Genomic DNA, 13,834 nt, shown 5'->3' with positions numbered 1-13,834 from the left:
TTCCCAGGAGGTATGGGAAGAATTGTCTCAGGGATAACCGAGCGTGGTCTTGATCTGCTGCAGGTTGGCGGCGATCCAGCGTTTATCGATCGGCCCCCAGTCGCGAATCTGGTAGTGGCCGGCGTTATTGCGTTCGCCCTCGTTCTGCTCGAACTGGCAGTCGATATCCAGCTCGGCCAGTGCGGCAAGGGTGTCCTGCGCGGTGCGCCGGGGCATGCCGGTGGCGTCCATCAGCGCCGGCACGCTGACGGCCTGGCCGCTGTCGATCAGCCAGGCCACGTAGAGGCGGCGGTAGAAGCTGGTGCGGGTCTTGCTCGTCTGCATGGTGACTCCCTGTACGTATCCGAGCGCCGCAACGGGATCAGGCGGCGAACATCAGCATATAGGTGACGGCCCCGGCCAGGTAGCCGATGAAGGCCAGGCCGCTGATCTTCTTCAGGTACCAGATGAAGTTGATCTTCTCCATGCCCATGGCGGCCACGCCAGCAGCCGAGCCGATGATCAGGCAGCTGCCGCCGGTGCCGGCGCAGTAGGCGAGCATTTCCCAAAAGTTGCCGTTGACCACGAAATTGCGCAGCCATGGCAACTCGTGCGCTGCGGCCGCTGCCAGGTTTTCGGGGCTGACCAGCGGATACATCTTCATGGCACCGGCGACCATCGGCACGTTGTCCACCACGGCCGAGAGCATGCCGATGGAGATGGCGATGCTGTAGATATTACCCAGGCTGTCCTTGAGTAGCGTCGCTACCTGGATCAGGTGACCGGCGCTGGACAGCGCGGAAACCGCAAGCAGGATGCCGAGGAAGAACAGCACACTGGTGATGTCGATACGGCGCAATACGCCGACTACCGACAGTGGATCTTTCTCTTCGCTGTTCTTGCTGCGGTGGATGATCTCGGTGGTGATCCACAGCAGGCTGAGGCCGAAGAGGATGCCCATGTACGGCGGCAGGTGGGTGATGGTCTTGAAGATCGGCACGAAGATCAGAGCACCCAGGCCGAGACCGAACACCAGGTTGCGCTCGAAGGGGGTGGTTGGGTCGCGGCGGCTTTCGGCGCTTTCCTTGATGCGCGGCTCGGCCACTTCGCCCTTGAGGCGAAAGCTCATGATCAGCAGCGGCACCAGCAGGCAGATCAGGCTGGGCAGGAACAGCTTGGTAATGATGCCGGTGGCGGTGACCTGATTGCCGATCCACAGCATGGTGGTGGTGACGTCGCCAATCGGCGACCAGGCGCCGCCGGCGTTGGCTGCGATAACCACGATACCGGCATAGAACCAGCGTTCGTGACGGTCGGCGATCAGCTTGCGCAGCAGCGAGATCATCACGATGGTCGTGGCCAGGTTGTCCAGCGCGGCAGACAGGAAGAAGGTGATCAGCCCGATCAACCACAGCAGGTGCACGCGCTTGTGGGTACGGATGCGGTCGGTGATGACCTTGAAACCTTCGTGGGCATCGATCAACTCGACGATGGTCATCGCACCCATGAGGAAGAACAGAATCTCGGAAATCTCGCCGAGGTGGTGGCGCAGTTCCTCGACCACGTGATGGGTGTTGGTGCTGGCTCCGGCCGTACCGGTGCCGAGCAGTGGCAGGATGCTGTCGGCGCCGAGAACCAGCAGGGTCCAGGCGATCACGGCCGTGAGCAGGGCGGACGCTGCCTTGTCGATCTTTAACGGGTGCTCGAGTGCAATGCACAGGTAGCCGAGGACGAAGACGAGTGCCATCAACGCATACATGTTCGGAGTTCCGCTCTGATTCTTATGGGTTGGGACGTGCCGGAGGGCTGCTGCCAGGCGGGTGAAGATGCCTGAAACAATTGGAAAAAGGGAAGGTTTTTATAGCGAAAAGAGCAAAGAGATGAGCGCTTTGCTACCTAATGAGGAGTTCGAGCCGGTGTACTGGCCGGCCCGAACGGGCGTGAAATCAAACGGCAGTTTGCGGCTTGGGTGGCAGCAGGTAGGCGAGGATGATTGCCAGCACCGGCATGATCAGGTTGAAGAAGCAGTACGGCAGGTAGCTCAGCGTTGCCACGCCGAGCGTCGCGGCCATGTAAGCGCCGCAGGTGTTCCACGGCACCAGCACCGATGTCAGGGTGCCGCCATCTTCCAGGGCGCGCGACAGGCTGGTCGGCGCCAGGCCGCGTTTCTCGTATTCGGCGCGGTACATGCGCCCTGGCAGCACCAGGGCGATGTACTGGTCGGCGGTGATGATGTTGGTGCCAATGGTGGTGGTGATGGTGCTGGCGACCAGGCCGCTGTCACTGCGTACCAGGCGCAGGGCGCTCTGCAGCAGGCGTTGCAGCAGGCCGAGGCGCTCCAGCACACCGCCGAAGCACATGGCGCAGATGATCAGCCATACCGTGGTGAGCATGCTGGCCATGCCGCCCTTGGACAGCAGGCCATCGAGTTCGGCGTTGCCACTGGCCGACTCATAGCCGGCGAACAACGCGCTCCATACCGTTTTCAGCGGCGCCAGGGCGCCGGCTTGTGGGTCCGCCAGGCGCGCCATCACCTCCGGCTGGAACAGTACGGCGAACACCGCACCGAGCAGGGCGGCGAGAAACACCGCCGGGAAGGCGGCCCACTGGCGCACCGCGAGCAGCAGCAGGAAGGCCACCGGCAGCAGCAGGTGCCAGCCCAGGTTGAACTGTGCCTCCAAGGCGGTCAGCACCTCGACGATGCGCCCAGTGTCATGCTCGGCGCTGGCCTGCTGGCCAAGGGTGAAGAAGATCGCCAGGGCGATCAGTAGCGCCGGCACAGTGGTGCGCAGCATGTTGCGGATATGCGCGAACAGATCGGCACCGGCAGCGGCGGGTGCCAGGTTGGTGGTGTCCGACAGTGGTGACAGCTTGTCGCCGAAGTAGGCGCCGGAAATGATCGCTCCGGCGGTGATCGCCGGGTCCAGCCCCAGGCCGGCTGCCACGCCCATCAGGCCGATGCCGAGGGTGCCGGCCACCGTCCACGAGCTGCCGATGGACAGTGCGGTGAGCGCGCAGATCAGGCAACTGGTGAGGTAGAAGTACTCGGCGCTGATCAGCTTCAGGCCCAGCCAGATCATGGTCGGCACGGTGCCGGCGAGAATCCAGGTGCCGATCAGCGCGCCGACTGCCAGCAGGATCAGGTTGGCCTTCATCGCCATGTGGATGCCGGCGAGTATGCCTTCCTCGATCTCGGCCCAGCGCAGGCCGTTCTTCAGGCCGACCAGGCCGGCAACAAAGGCCGCGCTCATCAGCGCGATCTGGTTCGGGCCACTGGAGGAGCTGTCGCCGAACAGGTAAACGGAGAGGCTGAGCAGCACGACGAGTACGCCAATTGGCAGCAGCGCGTCGAGCAGGGAGGGGGTGCGAGCAGTCATGGGTGTTCCGGGTAATCGATCAAACAAGGGGTAGAGGCCTGGGAGGCGCTCTCCATAAAAGGTCGAGTGTGTGATTGGATGGGCTTTGCAAGGTGGGCTGTGTAGCTCAGCCAAAGTACCGATGATGGGCTGAAGCCCACCCTACGAGCTGGGCTCAAGCCCCTCCCACAAAAAAGAAACCCGCGCCGGTTATGGCGCGGGTCTTTCGGTGGTGCGCAGTGATCAGAGTGCGGCGATCTTGCCGCGCTGCTCGACCATCTTGGCCAGGGCCTGTTCAGCCTCGGCCAGTTTGGTACGTTCCTTGTCCAGTACTTCAGCCGGGGCCTTGGCGACGAAGCCCTGGTTGCTCAGCTTGCCGCCGACGCGTTGTACTTCGCCTTCCAGGCGACCGATTTCCTTGTCCAGGCGCGCCAGTTCGGCGTCCTTGTCGATCAGCCCGGCCATCGGCACCAGCACTTCCATTTCACCGACCAGCGTGGTGGCGGACATTGGCGCTTCTTCACCGGCTGCCAGCACGCGCACCGACTCCAGCTTGGCCAGTTTGCTCAGCAGCGGCTCGAAGTCGGCCAGGCGGCGCAGGTCTTCGGCACTGGCGTTGGCAACGATGATGTCGATGCGTTTGGCCATGGAGATCTTCATCTCGCCACGGATCTGGCGCACGCCGAGCATCAGTTGCTTGACCCACTCGATGTCACCTTCGGCGGCGGCGTCGATGCGGCTCTCATTGGCCACCGGCCAGGGTTGCAGCATCAGGGTTTCGCCCTGCACGCCGGCCTGGGCCTTGATGCGCTGCCAGATTTCTTCGGTGATGAAGGGCATGAACGGGTGGGCCAGGCGCAGGATCACTTCCAGCACGCGCACCAATGTGCGGCGGGTGCCGCGTTGGCGCTCGATGGGGGCGTTCTCGTCCCACAGCACCGGCTTGACCAGTTCCAGATACCAGGCGCAGTACTCGTCCCAGATGAACTCGTACAGGGTTTGCGCGGCCAGGTCGAAGCGGAAGGCGTCGAGGTGGCGGGTCACGTCAGCCTCGGTGCGCTGCAGGGCGGAGATGATCCAGCGATCCACCGGGGACAGCTCGACTGGTTCACCATTGATGCCGGTGTCCTTGTCATCGGTGTTCTCGATGACAAAGTTGGCGGCGTTCCACAGCTTGTTGCAGAAGTTGCGGTAACCCTCGACGCGGCCCATGTCGAACTTGATGTCGCGGCCGGTGGAGGCCAGCGCCAGGTTGGTGAAGCGCAGGGCGTCGGTGCCGTAAGCGGCGATGCCGTCGGGGAATTCGGCGCGGGTCTGCTTGGCGATCTTCTCGGCCAGCTTGGGCTGCATCATGCCGCTGGTACGCTTGGCCACCAGGGATTCGAGGTCGATGCCGTCGACGATATCCAGCGGGTCGAGCACGTTGCCCTTGGACTTGGACATCTTCTGCCCCTGGCCGTCGCGCACCAGACCGTGAACGTACACGGTCTTGAACGGAATCTGTCCGGTCAGGTGGGTCGACAGCATGATCATCCGCGCGACCCAGAAGAAGATGATGTCGAAGCCCGTTACAAGAACATCCGTGGGGTGGAAGGTCTTGAGGTAATCGGTCTGCTGCGGCCAGCCGAGGGTGGAGAAGGTCCACAGGCCGGAGCTGAACCAGGTGTCCAGCACGTCTTCGTCCTGGCGCAGGTTGGCATCGCCGAGGTTGTGCGTGGCACGGACTTCCGCCTCGTCGCGGCCGACGTAGACGTTGCCGGCATCGTCGTACCAGGCCGGAATGCGGTGGCCCCACCAGAGCTGACGGCTGATGCACCAGTCCTGGATGTCACGCATCCAGCTGAAGTACATGTTTTCGTACTGCTTGGGCACGAACTGGATTTCGCCACTCTCGACCACGGCGATGGCTTTTTCGGCCAGCGGCTTGGTGGAAACGTACCACTGGTCGGTCAGCCACGGCTCGATGACGGTGCCGGAACGGTCGCCCTTCGGCACTTTCAGGGCGTGGTCTTCGATCTTCTCCAGCAGGCCGGCGGCGTCGAAGGCGGCGACGATCTGCTTGCGCGCGACGAAGCGGTCGAGGCCGGCGTATTCGGCCGGCAGGCTGCCATCGATCTCGGCGTTGACGCTACCGTCGATATTGAACACCTGGGCCTGAGCCAGCACAGCGGCGTTCTTGTCGAAGATGTTGATCAGCGGCAGGTTGTGGCGCTTGCCCACTTCGTAGTCATTGAAGTCGTGCGCCGGGGTGATCTTCACGCAGCCGGTGCCGAACTCGGGGTCGCAGTAGTCATCGGCGATGATCGGAATGCGGCGGCCCAGCAGCGGCAGTTCGACGTAGCTGCCGATCAGCGCCTTGTAGCGCTCGTCTTCCGGGTGCACGGCCACGGCGCTGTCGCCAAGCATGGTTTCCGGGCGGGTGGTGGCGACGATCAGGTAGTCCTTGCCGTCGGCGGTCTTGTTGCCGTCAGCCAGCGGGTAGCGCAGGTTCCACAGCGAGCCTTTCTCGTCGTGGTTTTCCACTTCCAGGTCAGAGATGGCGGTGTGGAACTTGGTGTCCCAGTTGACCAGGCGCTTGCCGCGATAGATCAGACCGTCTTCGTGCAGGCGCACGAAGGCTTCTTTCACGGCTTCAGACAGGCCGTCGTCCATGGTGAAGCGCTCGCGCGACCAGTCCACCGAGCTGCCCAGGCGGCGAATCTGCCGGGTGATGGTGCCGCCGGACTGCTCCTTCCATTCCCAGACTTTCTCCAGGAATTTCTCGCGGCCCAGATCGTGTCGGCCAATGCCGTCGGCGGCCAGCTGACGCTCGACCACCATCTGCGTGGCGATGCCCGCGTGGTCGGTGCCCGGCTGCCACAGGGTATTACGGCCCTGCATGCGGCGGAAGCGGATCAGCGCATCCATGATCGAGTTGTTGAAACCATGGCCCATGTGCAGGCTGCCGGTGACGTTCGGCGGCGGGATCATGATGGTGTAGGGCTCGCCCGAGCCTTGCGGGGCGAAGTAGCCCTTGGCTTCCCAGTTCTGGTACAGGGCGGTTTCAATGGCGTGCGGCTGGTAGGTCTTGTCCATGCGCGGCGGGACCCTTTGACGGCTGATCGGAAAAGCCGACAAGTATACCGCTTCTGAGCGCCAAGCCATAAGCCTTGAGCTGTAGGGCGGGTGCAGCCCGCCATCCGTGGCGTGGCGGGTTGCACCCGTCCTACGGGAAATGGCAGGCCCGCGTCCAGCTTTTGTAGAAGCCCCGCCTCGGGGCGGGGCTTCTACGGAGGGGAGTGGCTACTTGCGTGGCGGCAGCAGGCGCGGCAGGCGGGCTTCGAGGCGGCGCTTGAGTTCAGCCTCGATCTGCGGCACGAAGTCGTCGATCACGTCCTGCAGGATCAACTGGGCTGCGGCGCGCAACTCGGCATTGAGGTGTTGCAGATCGCGGGCACTATCATGCAGGCGTGGCTCGATGCGCTCACGCAGCGCGCTGGGCGCCGGCATAGGCTGTGGCGCTGGTGTCGGTTTGGGCGTCGGCGTTGCATGAAAGGGCGGTGGCGGGCCAGGCGGCGCGCTGACGATATCGGACAGCACCGGAATGCTGTCCGGGTCGAGCGAGTCGATCAGCAACGGCGGTTCGCTGCCGTTATCGCCCAGCAGCTCGCGAATCGACTCCAGGTCGTGCAGCAACTGAGCAGGTTTCTGTGGAGGCTTGGGGGTGTCCATGGTTATCGGCGCAGCGAGAAAAGGGGCTGGAGTGACTTGTGTTGTGAGCGTGCACGGACACTAAAGTTCGACGCGTTGCGGATCATACCCGCGCTGGCGATAGGTACGGAAATTCTCGCGACAGGCGTTGAGCAGTTCAGGCTGCTGGTTGACGATCTCGATGATGCGGGAAAAGCGCTCGACATGCGGTGACAGGCTGCTGCCAAGGTTGATCAGCACGCCCTGCTCGGTACTCGGCACTTCGTCGATGCCCAGCACCACGGGTGACAGCGGCGCATCGCGATGCAGATCATGAGGCACGAAACGTTCGGCTTTGAATTGCCACATCAACTCATCGAGTTCGCCGCACTGCGCTTCGTCGCTACCTCGGACGAACACCGGCAAACCGGCGCTCCAGGCCTTGAGTGCCAGTTGGCAGGCCGCGCGCAGGCGGCCAACGGCGTCGTTGGAGGAGAGAACGTAGAACTCGATTCTGGGCATTCGGTTTTTCAACAGTCGGACGGTGGTGGTCTGGATGGTGTAGGAGCGGATTCATCCGCGATTTCATCGCGAATTATCGCGGCTGAAGCCGCTCCTACACGGGCATGGCCCGGATTCTGGATCAGACCTTGGCACGATCCAAAAGGTACTGGGTCAGCATCGGCACCGGGCGGCCAGTGCCGCCTTTGTCCTTGCCGCCGCTGATCCAGGCGGTGCCGGCAATATCCAGATGCGCCCAGTGGAAGTTCTTGGCGAAGCGCGACAGGAAGCAGCCTGCGGTGATGGTGCCGGCCTTTGGCCCACCGATATTGGCGATGTCGGCGAAGGGGCTGTCCAACTGCTCCTGGTACTCGTCGTGCAGCGGCAACTGCCAGGCACGGTCGTCGGCGCTTTCACCGGCCTTGAGGATCTGCTTGATCAGCGCGTCGTTGTTGCCCATCAGTCCGGAGACATTGCTGCCCAGGGCAACGATGCAGGCGCCGGTGAGGGTGGCGATGTCAATCACTGCCTGCGGCTTGAAGCGCTCGGCGTAGGTCAGGGTGTCGCACAGCACCAGACGGCCTTCGGCGTCGGTGTTGAGGATCTCCACGGTCTGCCCGCTCATGGTGGTGACAATGTCGCCGGGGCGGGTGGCGCGGCCGCTGGGCATGTTCTCGGCACAGGCCAGCAGGCACACCAGGTTGATCGGCAGTTGCAGTTCCAGTACGGCCTTGAGCGTACCGAACACGCTGGCGGCGCCGCACATGTCGTACTTCATCTCGTCCATGCCGGCCGCCGGCTTGATGCTGATGCCGCCGGTGTCGAAGGTGATGCCCTTGCCGACCAGAGCGAAGGGTTTCTCATCCTTCTTGCCGCCCTGGTAGTGCATGACGATCATCCGTGGCGGCTGCTCGCTGCCCTGAGCCACGGCGAGGAAGGCGCCAGCACCCAGCTCCTTGAGCTTCTTCTCGTCGAGGATCTCCACCTTGAGGCTCTTGTACGCTTTGCCCAGGGCTTTGGCCTCTTCGGCCAGGTAGCTGGGGTGGCAGAGGTTCGGCGGCAGGTTGCCCAGGTCCTTGGTGAAGGCGACGCCGCTGGCGATGGCGCGGGCGTGCTGCAGGCCGCGCTCGGCAGCGGCCAGTTCGGCCTTGTCGACGATCAGGGTGATTTTCTTCAGTGCACGTGGATCAGCCTTCTGGCTCTTGAACTGCTCGAACAGGTAGGTACCGTCGGCCAGGGTCTCCACGATCAGGCGGGTCTTGCCGTAGGTGTCGCGGCCCTTGACCTTGAGTTCGCCCAGGGCGAGCAGGGCATCGCCGCCGCCCAGGCCCTTTAGCACGCCATGCACGCTTGCAACCAATTTGCGCAGTTGACGGTCGGATAGGTCGCCCTTGCCGCAGCCCACCAGCAGCACGCGTTCGGCTTTCAGTCCCGGCAGGCTGTGCAGCAGCAGGGTCTGGCCCGGTTTGCCGGCGATGTCGCCACGCTTGAGCACGGCGCTCAGCGCACCGTTGCTGGCCAGGTCGACGGCCTTGGCGGCGTCGCCGAGCTTGCGCCCTTCACCGATGGCGACGACCAGGGTCGCGGTTTTCAGGGTTTCCGCACGGGTGCTTTTGACGAGGAATTCCATAGTGAGCTGTCCCCAAGACAAAGAGTCGGGTTTGACGGATAATGGCCGCCATTTTTCGAGGGTCCACCCTGCGGTGGGCCGGCAAGTAGGTGCGGCTAGTGTGAGCGCTCGCGCCTGAGCCTGACAACCCTGGAGCGTCCGGTTTGATCGTCTTCCGTTATCTGTCCCGTGAAGTGCTGGTGACCCTTAGTGCGGTGAGTGCCGTGCTGCTGGTGATCATCATGAGCGGCCGTTTCATCAAATACCTGGCCCAGGCCGCGCAGGGCGTGCTCGATCCCGGCGTGCTGTTTCTGATCATGGGCTACCGGATTCCCGGCTTCCTGCAACTGATCCTGCCGCTCGGCCTGTTCCTCGGTTTCCTGCTGGCCTACGGGCGCCTGTATCTGGACAGCGAGATGACCGTGCTGTCGGCCACTGGCGTCAGTCAGCAGCGCCTCACCGTCTACAGCATGGCGCCAGCGCTGATCGTCGCACTGCTGGTGGGCTGGTTGAGCCTTGGCCTGGCGCCGCAGGGTGTGGCCAGTGTGGCGCGCATTCTCAACGAGCAGGACGCCCTGACCGAACTCGATACCCTGGTGCCGGGGCGTTTTCAGTCGCTACGCGATGGTTCGCGGGTGACCTATTCGCAGGAGCTGTCGCCTGATCGCAGCGAGCTGCGTGGCGTATTCATGTCGGAGAAGCGCTTCTCCAGTGATGGCACCTCGGAACGAGGCATTACCGTGCTCGTAGCAGAGAGTGGTCGTCAGGAAATTCAGCAAGATGGCAGTCGCTATCTGATTCTGGAAAACGGCTACCGCTATGACGGCGAGCCGGGCGAGGCTGACTACCGCGCCATCCAGTACGACACTTATGGTGTCCTGCTGCCCAAGCCCGAGGTCGCCATCGAAACCAGCGAGCGCGAGGCGACGCCAACGCGTGAGCTGTTCGGCAGCGATGACCCGCGCCTGCAGGCCGAATTGCAATGGCGCCTGTCACTGCCCTTGCTTGTGTTCATCGTCACCTTGCTGGCCGTGCCGCTGTCGAAGGTCAACCCGCGCCAGGGCCGCTTCCTCAAGCTGTTGCCGGCGATCTTTCTCTACATGACTTACCTCGGGCTGCTGATCGCTGCACGTGGCGCGCTGGACAAGGGGCAGCTACCACCGGCGTTGGGGTTGTGGTGGGTGCACGGCATCTTCCTCGCCATCGGTCTGTTGTTGCTGTACTGGGAGCGTCTGAGTCTGTGGTGGGCCAGTCGTCGTGCGCCGGTGTCGGAGGTGGCTCATGGCTAAATTGGATCGCTACATCGGTACCCAGGTGTTCTTCGCCATTCTGGCAGTGCTGGGCATCATTCTGGGCCTGGCACTGCTGTTCGCGTTCATCGACGAATTGGGCGATCTGAACAAGGGCGATTACGGTCTTGGTCAGGCGCTCTGGTACGTATTGCTGACCGCTCCGCGTCGCGCTTACGAGATGCTGCCGATGGCGGCGCTGATCGGCTGCCTGATCGGTCTCGGTTCGTTGGCCAGCAACAGTGAGCTGACCATCATGCGTGCGGCGGGTGTCTCCATCGGGCGCATCGTCTGGGCAGTGATGAAGCCCATGCTGGTGCTGATGCTGGCCGGCATTCTGATCGGCGAATACGTCGCGCCGTTGACCGAAAACCAGGCCCAGGCAGATCGCGCGCTGGCTCAGGGTGGCGGTGCGGCGCAGAGCTCCAAGCGCGGCATGTGGCACCGCCAGGGGCAGGAATACGTGCACATCAACGCCGTGCAGCCCAATGGCATTCTGCTGGGGGTTACGCGTTACCGCTTCGATGACGAACGCCGTCTGCTTTCGGCCAGTTTCGCTCGTCGTGCCGAGTACCGTGACAGCCACTGGATGCTGCGCAACGTGCAGACCACGCTGCTGCATGAAGATCGCTCCGAGGTGGTCAACCAGCCGGAAGAGCGTTGGGACATCGAGCTCAATCCGGAACTGCTCGGCACGGTGGTGATGGCGCCCGAGGCGCTGTCGGTGACCGGGCTGTGGCAGTACATCCATTACTTGGGTGAGCAGGGCCTGAATAATGCCCGCTACTGGTTGGCATTCTGGACCAAGGTCCTGCAGCCGCTGGTGACCGGCGCGCTGGTGTTGATGGCGATTTCCTTCATCTTCGGCCCGCTGCGCTCGGTGACCCTGGGGCAACGCGTATTCACCGGCGTTTTGGTGGGCTTCATCTTCCGGATCGCCCAGGATCTGCTGGGCCCTTCGAGCCTGGTATTCGGTTTCTCGCCGCTGCTGGCGGTGCTGGTGCCGGCTGGTATCTGTGCGCTGGCTGGTGTGTGGCTGCTGCGTCGGGCTGGCTGAGTCGATCAGGGGGCATGAAAAAGCCGGTTCAATGAACCGGCTTTTTTGCATCTGCGCGGGCTACTTTTTGTGAATATTCTTCGGCAGTTGCACCACGCGGCTGTCGGAGTAGATGTCATGCCAGGTGCGTCCCTGCTTGTCCCACAGCAGCCAGAGAAACCCCAGGCCGGCGAAGAGCCAGGAACCGATGGCGACCACGAAGCGCAGCAGGGCCTGCCACAGATCGATGGCGCTGCCGTCTGCGTTCTGGATGCGCAATCCCCAGGCCTGCATGCCCAGTGTCTGGCCATTGTGCGTCCAGAACTTGGCGAAGAAGGCGAACAGTGACAGCAGCACCAGGCTGGCAAGAATCGGGTCATGATCCAGGGCGCCGGCCTCAGACATGGCCATCAGGGCATCGCCGCCGTGAATCAGGCGCAAAATGCCCTGCTGGTAGATGAGGGTGACCACCATGATCAGCGCCACGCAAAGCAGAAAATCATAGAACAGGGCCGCCAGGCGACGAATCAGCCCTGCGGTGGGGAAGTCTCCCTGCGGACGTAATTGGTGTTTCGGCATGATGGGCTCGCTGAGACGAAAGTGCGCGCCATTCTAACCGCGACTTTGCTGTCGATATAAAGAGGTGCATGGGCTATCTGTAACCCGGCGCTGCGAAGGGCGGGTTACAGGAATGACAGGCAAAAAAAACCCCTGACGGATATCAGGGGTTCTTCAAGACAGCGGCGATCAGCCCAGGACTTGAACCTGGTCAGCCTGCATGCCTTTTTGACCTTGCACAGCTACGAAGCTGACTTTCTGGCCTTCTTTCAGGCTCTTGAAGCCGTTACCTTCGATCGCGCGGAAGTGCACGAACAGATCCGGACCGCTTTCGGGAGTGATAAAACCAAAACCTTTCTCGTCGTTAAACCACTTGACGGTACCGTTCTGACGATTCGACATGTCTTTTTCCTTGAAACTAGAGTTGATGACAGCCTCCAAGTATAGAGGGCTGAGACTGGTTGCAAGGAGTAATAGAAGTCGAGCGGGATGTAGCGGATCTAGATGATCTGCTGCACCAGAGTCACGATTCACAGCGACCCATGCAAACAGTTGGTTCACTCTACGCTAACTTTTGCGCAATTGCCAACCCCCGCCAGCAAGGTCGCCGGCCAGGTTTTGCGGGGCTTGTCGAGGTGCCGAAAAAGTTCATCTGCAACATGCTTGCAAGCATCGCCCAAGTTGCTCGCGCAGATACGAAAAAGCCCGCAAGACCAATGTCTTGCGGGCTTCGAATCGTGGTGCCCCGGGGGAGACTCGAACTCCCACTCCTTTCGAAAACGGATTTTGAATCCGCCGCGTCTACCGATTCCGCCACCGGGGCACAATGGCGGCGCAGTATAGGGATGCGCCTTGCGTCGGTCAATCGGCGTTGGTGCTGCGATTGACTGATCTACTAACGGCCAATGGTGTTGCTGGTGGCGTCAGGCTTTTATTGCGTGGTTACGGCTAGAATCGCAGGCTGTCATCAAGCGTGTCGAGTACGACGCATATAGATAGCCAGGGGTATTGCAAGGTTGGGAGGGGGAGTGATCAATATCTTGCGCAGAGCGCTTGTCGCCGGCCTGCTACTTGCGCCTGTTGTTCAGGCCCAGACCCTGACTTATGCCGTGACCGACGAGAGCTGGGCGCCTTACTGGATAGTCGAGGATCAGCGCGTCAGCGGCATCTTCCATGAACTCATGCTCGCGCTGGATGAGCGATTGCCTGAGCACCTGCAAGCCAGTCACCCGCTGCCGCCTCTGCGTACGCAGAAGCTTTTCCGTGATGGGCAATTGCAGATCGAATGTTGCGTGAGCAAAAGCTGGCGTAACGATAGCGATCAGGAGGCGGTGTCGCTATGGACGGTGCCGGTGCTGGAAACCGAAGAAATGCTGATCTTCGCGCCGGGCAGGCGCTTCACCTATCAGCATCTGCAGGACTTGCGGGGGCGCTCGATCGCAACGGTACGCGGTTATGGTTATGCCGGCAGTGAGTATTTTCAGCGCAACGATGGCGCCGATGCACGAGCGCTGATCTATCTGGTGGCGCAGGGGCGTAGTGAGGCCGGTATTCTGGATCGCCTGGAGTGGCTTTATCTGCGGCATGAAGACGCGCAGTTGCAGGCGCCACGTTGGCAGGTAGAGGAAGGCCCGACGATCAATCGCTCACAGCTGCGCTTGCGCCTGCATCGACAGCTGGCCGGGCGGCTCGAGGTATTCAATGCTGCCATTCGTTCTCTGCAGGCCGATGGCACCTTGGCGCGTATCGTCGCCAGGTATGCGCCCAAGGCTCACGTGGCCGGGCAGGTGGAAATCCGGTAAGCTTTGCCACCCTGCAGAAATACCCCCTCCGAATC

General features: G+C 62.2%; 12 protein-coding genes and 1 tRNA gene. 3 read left to right on the top strand and 10 right to left on the bottom strand.

What is annotated here, in order from left to right; translation table 11 throughout:
• Positions 1-27: 27 nt before the first annotated feature.
• From GV002_RS19040 to GV002_RS19010, 7 genes are all read right to left on the bottom strand, one after another.
• Positions 28-324 carry a winged helix-turn-helix domain-containing protein gene (locus tag GV002_RS19040; RefSeq protein ID WP_017675215.1) on the bottom strand — a complete coding sequence of 99 codons (297 nt, stop codon included), beginning with the start codon at positions 322-324 and terminating at the stop codon, positions 28-30.
• A gap of 37 nt (positions 325-361) precedes the next feature.
• Entirely contained in the window at positions 362-1,738 is a 1,377-nt protein-coding gene (gene nhaD, locus GV002_RS19035; protein WP_160019837.1) for a sodium:proton antiporter NhaD, read from the bottom strand.
• A gap of 187 nt (positions 1,739-1,925) precedes the next feature.
• Entirely contained in the window at positions 1,926-3,356 is a 1,431-nt protein-coding gene (nhaC, locus tag GV002_RS19030; RefSeq protein ID WP_160019836.1) for a Na+/H+ antiporter NhaC, read from the bottom strand.
• Between the two features lie 222 nt (positions 3,357-3,578).
• Entirely contained in the window at positions 3,579-6,410 is a 2,832-nt protein-coding gene (locus GV002_RS19025) for a valine--tRNA ligase (RefSeq protein ID WP_160019835.1), read from the bottom strand.
• Positions 6,411-6,617: 207 nt separating this feature from the next.
• Positions 6,618-7,046, bottom strand: a complete 429-nt coding sequence (locus GV002_RS19020) for a DNA polymerase III subunit chi (protein ID WP_160019834.1) — start codon at positions 7,044-7,046, stop codon at positions 6,618-6,620.
• A gap of 60 nt (positions 7,047-7,106) precedes the next feature.
• Complete coding sequence (locus tag GV002_RS19015; RefSeq protein ID WP_160019833.1) at positions 7,107-7,526, bottom strand: DNA polymerase III subunit chi; 420 nt, start codon at positions 7,524-7,526, stop codon at positions 7,107-7,109.
• Positions 7,527-7,647: 121 nt separating this feature from the next.
• Positions 7,648-9,135 carry a leucyl aminopeptidase gene (locus tag GV002_RS19010; RefSeq protein ID WP_160019832.1) on the bottom strand — a complete coding sequence of 496 codons (1,488 nt, stop codon included), beginning with the start codon at positions 9,133-9,135 and terminating at the stop codon, positions 7,648-7,650.
• Between the two features lie 143 nt (positions 9,136-9,278).
• On the opposite strand from GV002_RS19010, the gene lptF reads away from it, so the two are divergent.
• Positions 9,279-10,403: an LPS export ABC transporter permease LptF gene (gene lptF / locus GV002_RS19005; RefSeq protein WP_160019831.1), complete on the top strand. Its 1,125-nt coding sequence runs from the start codon at positions 9,279-9,281 to the stop codon at positions 10,401-10,403.
• Positions 10,396-11,460, top strand: coding sequence for an LPS export ABC transporter permease LptG (gene lptG / locus GV002_RS19000; protein ID WP_160019830.1), 1,065 nt, complete (start codon positions 10,396-10,398; stop codon positions 11,458-11,460). Before lptF ends, lptG begins: the two co-directional genes overlap by 8 nt.
• Positions 11,461-11,520: 60 nt before the next feature.
• Here lptG and GV002_RS18995 read toward each other — a convergent pair whose 3' ends face one another.
• The 3 genes from GV002_RS18995 to GV002_RS18985 form a co-directional block, all read right to left on the bottom strand.
• Positions 11,521-12,018, bottom strand: coding sequence for an RDD family protein (locus GV002_RS18995; protein ID WP_017675206.1), 498 nt, complete (start codon positions 12,016-12,018; stop codon positions 11,521-11,523).
• 168 nt (positions 12,019-12,186) lie between these two features.
• On the bottom strand, positions 12,187-12,399 hold the full coding sequence (locus GV002_RS18990; RefSeq protein WP_003459665.1) for a cold-shock protein: 213 nt from the start codon (positions 12,397-12,399) through the stop codon (positions 12,187-12,189).
• 336 nt (positions 12,400-12,735) lie between these two features.
• A tRNA-Leu gene (locus GV002_RS18985) sits at positions 12,736-12,820 on the bottom strand.
• Between the two features lie 205 nt (positions 12,821-13,025).
• On the opposite strand from GV002_RS18985, the gene GV002_RS18980 reads away from it, so the two are divergent.
• On the top strand, positions 13,026-13,799 hold the full coding sequence (locus GV002_RS18980; RefSeq protein WP_160019829.1) for a substrate-binding periplasmic protein: 774 nt from the start codon (positions 13,026-13,028) through the stop codon (positions 13,797-13,799).
• Positions 13,800-13,834 lie beyond the last annotated feature (35 nt).

This window comes from Pseudomonas sp. 8O (assembly GCF_902506495.1).
GTDB classification, from domain to species: Bacteria; Pseudomonadota; Gammaproteobacteria; order Pseudomonadales; family Pseudomonadaceae; genus Aquipseudomonas; species Aquipseudomonas chaetocerotis.
Note: the sequence above shows the minus strand (reverse complement) of the source record. Positions and strands in the feature narration are given on the sequence as shown.

Excerpts from the sequence above, each read along its gene's own strand:
- nhaC (WP_160019836.1), bottom strand. The coding sequence starts at position 3,356 with ATGACTGCTCGCACCCCCTCCCTGCTCGACGCGCTGCTGCCAATTGGC.
- GV002_RS19020 (WP_160019834.1), bottom strand. The coding sequence starts at position 7,046 with ATGGACACCCCCAAGCCTCCACAGAAACCTGCTCAGTTGCTGCACGAC.
- GV002_RS19010 (WP_160019832.1), bottom strand. The coding sequence starts at position 9,135 with ATGGAATTCCTCGTCAAAAGCACCCGTGCGGAAACCCTGAAAACCGCG.
- GV002_RS19040 (WP_017675215.1), bottom strand. The coding sequence starts at position 324 with ATGCAGACGAGCAAGACCCGCACCAGCTTCTACCGCCGCCTCTACGTG.
- lptG (WP_160019830.1), top strand. The coding sequence starts at position 10,396 with ATGGCTAAATTGGATCGCTACATCGGTACCCAGGTGTTCTTCGCCATT.
- GV002_RS19015 (WP_160019833.1), bottom strand. The coding sequence starts at position 7,526 with ATGCCCAGAATCGAGTTCTACGTTCTCTCCTCCAACGACGCCGTTGGC.
- GV002_RS18990 (WP_003459665.1), bottom strand. The coding sequence starts at position 12,399 with ATGTCGAATCGTCAGAACGGTACCGTCAAGTGGTTTAACGACGAGAAA.
- GV002_RS19025 (WP_160019835.1), bottom strand. The coding sequence starts at position 6,410 with ATGGACAAGACCTACCAGCCGCACGCCATTGAAACCGCCCTGTACCAG.
- GV002_RS18995 (WP_017675206.1), bottom strand. The coding sequence starts at position 12,018 with ATGCCGAAACACCAATTACGTCCGCAGGGAGACTTCCCCACCGCAGGG.
- nhaD (WP_160019837.1), bottom strand. The coding sequence starts at position 1,738 with ATGTATGCGTTGATGGCACTCGTCTTCGTCCTCGGCTACCTGTGCATT.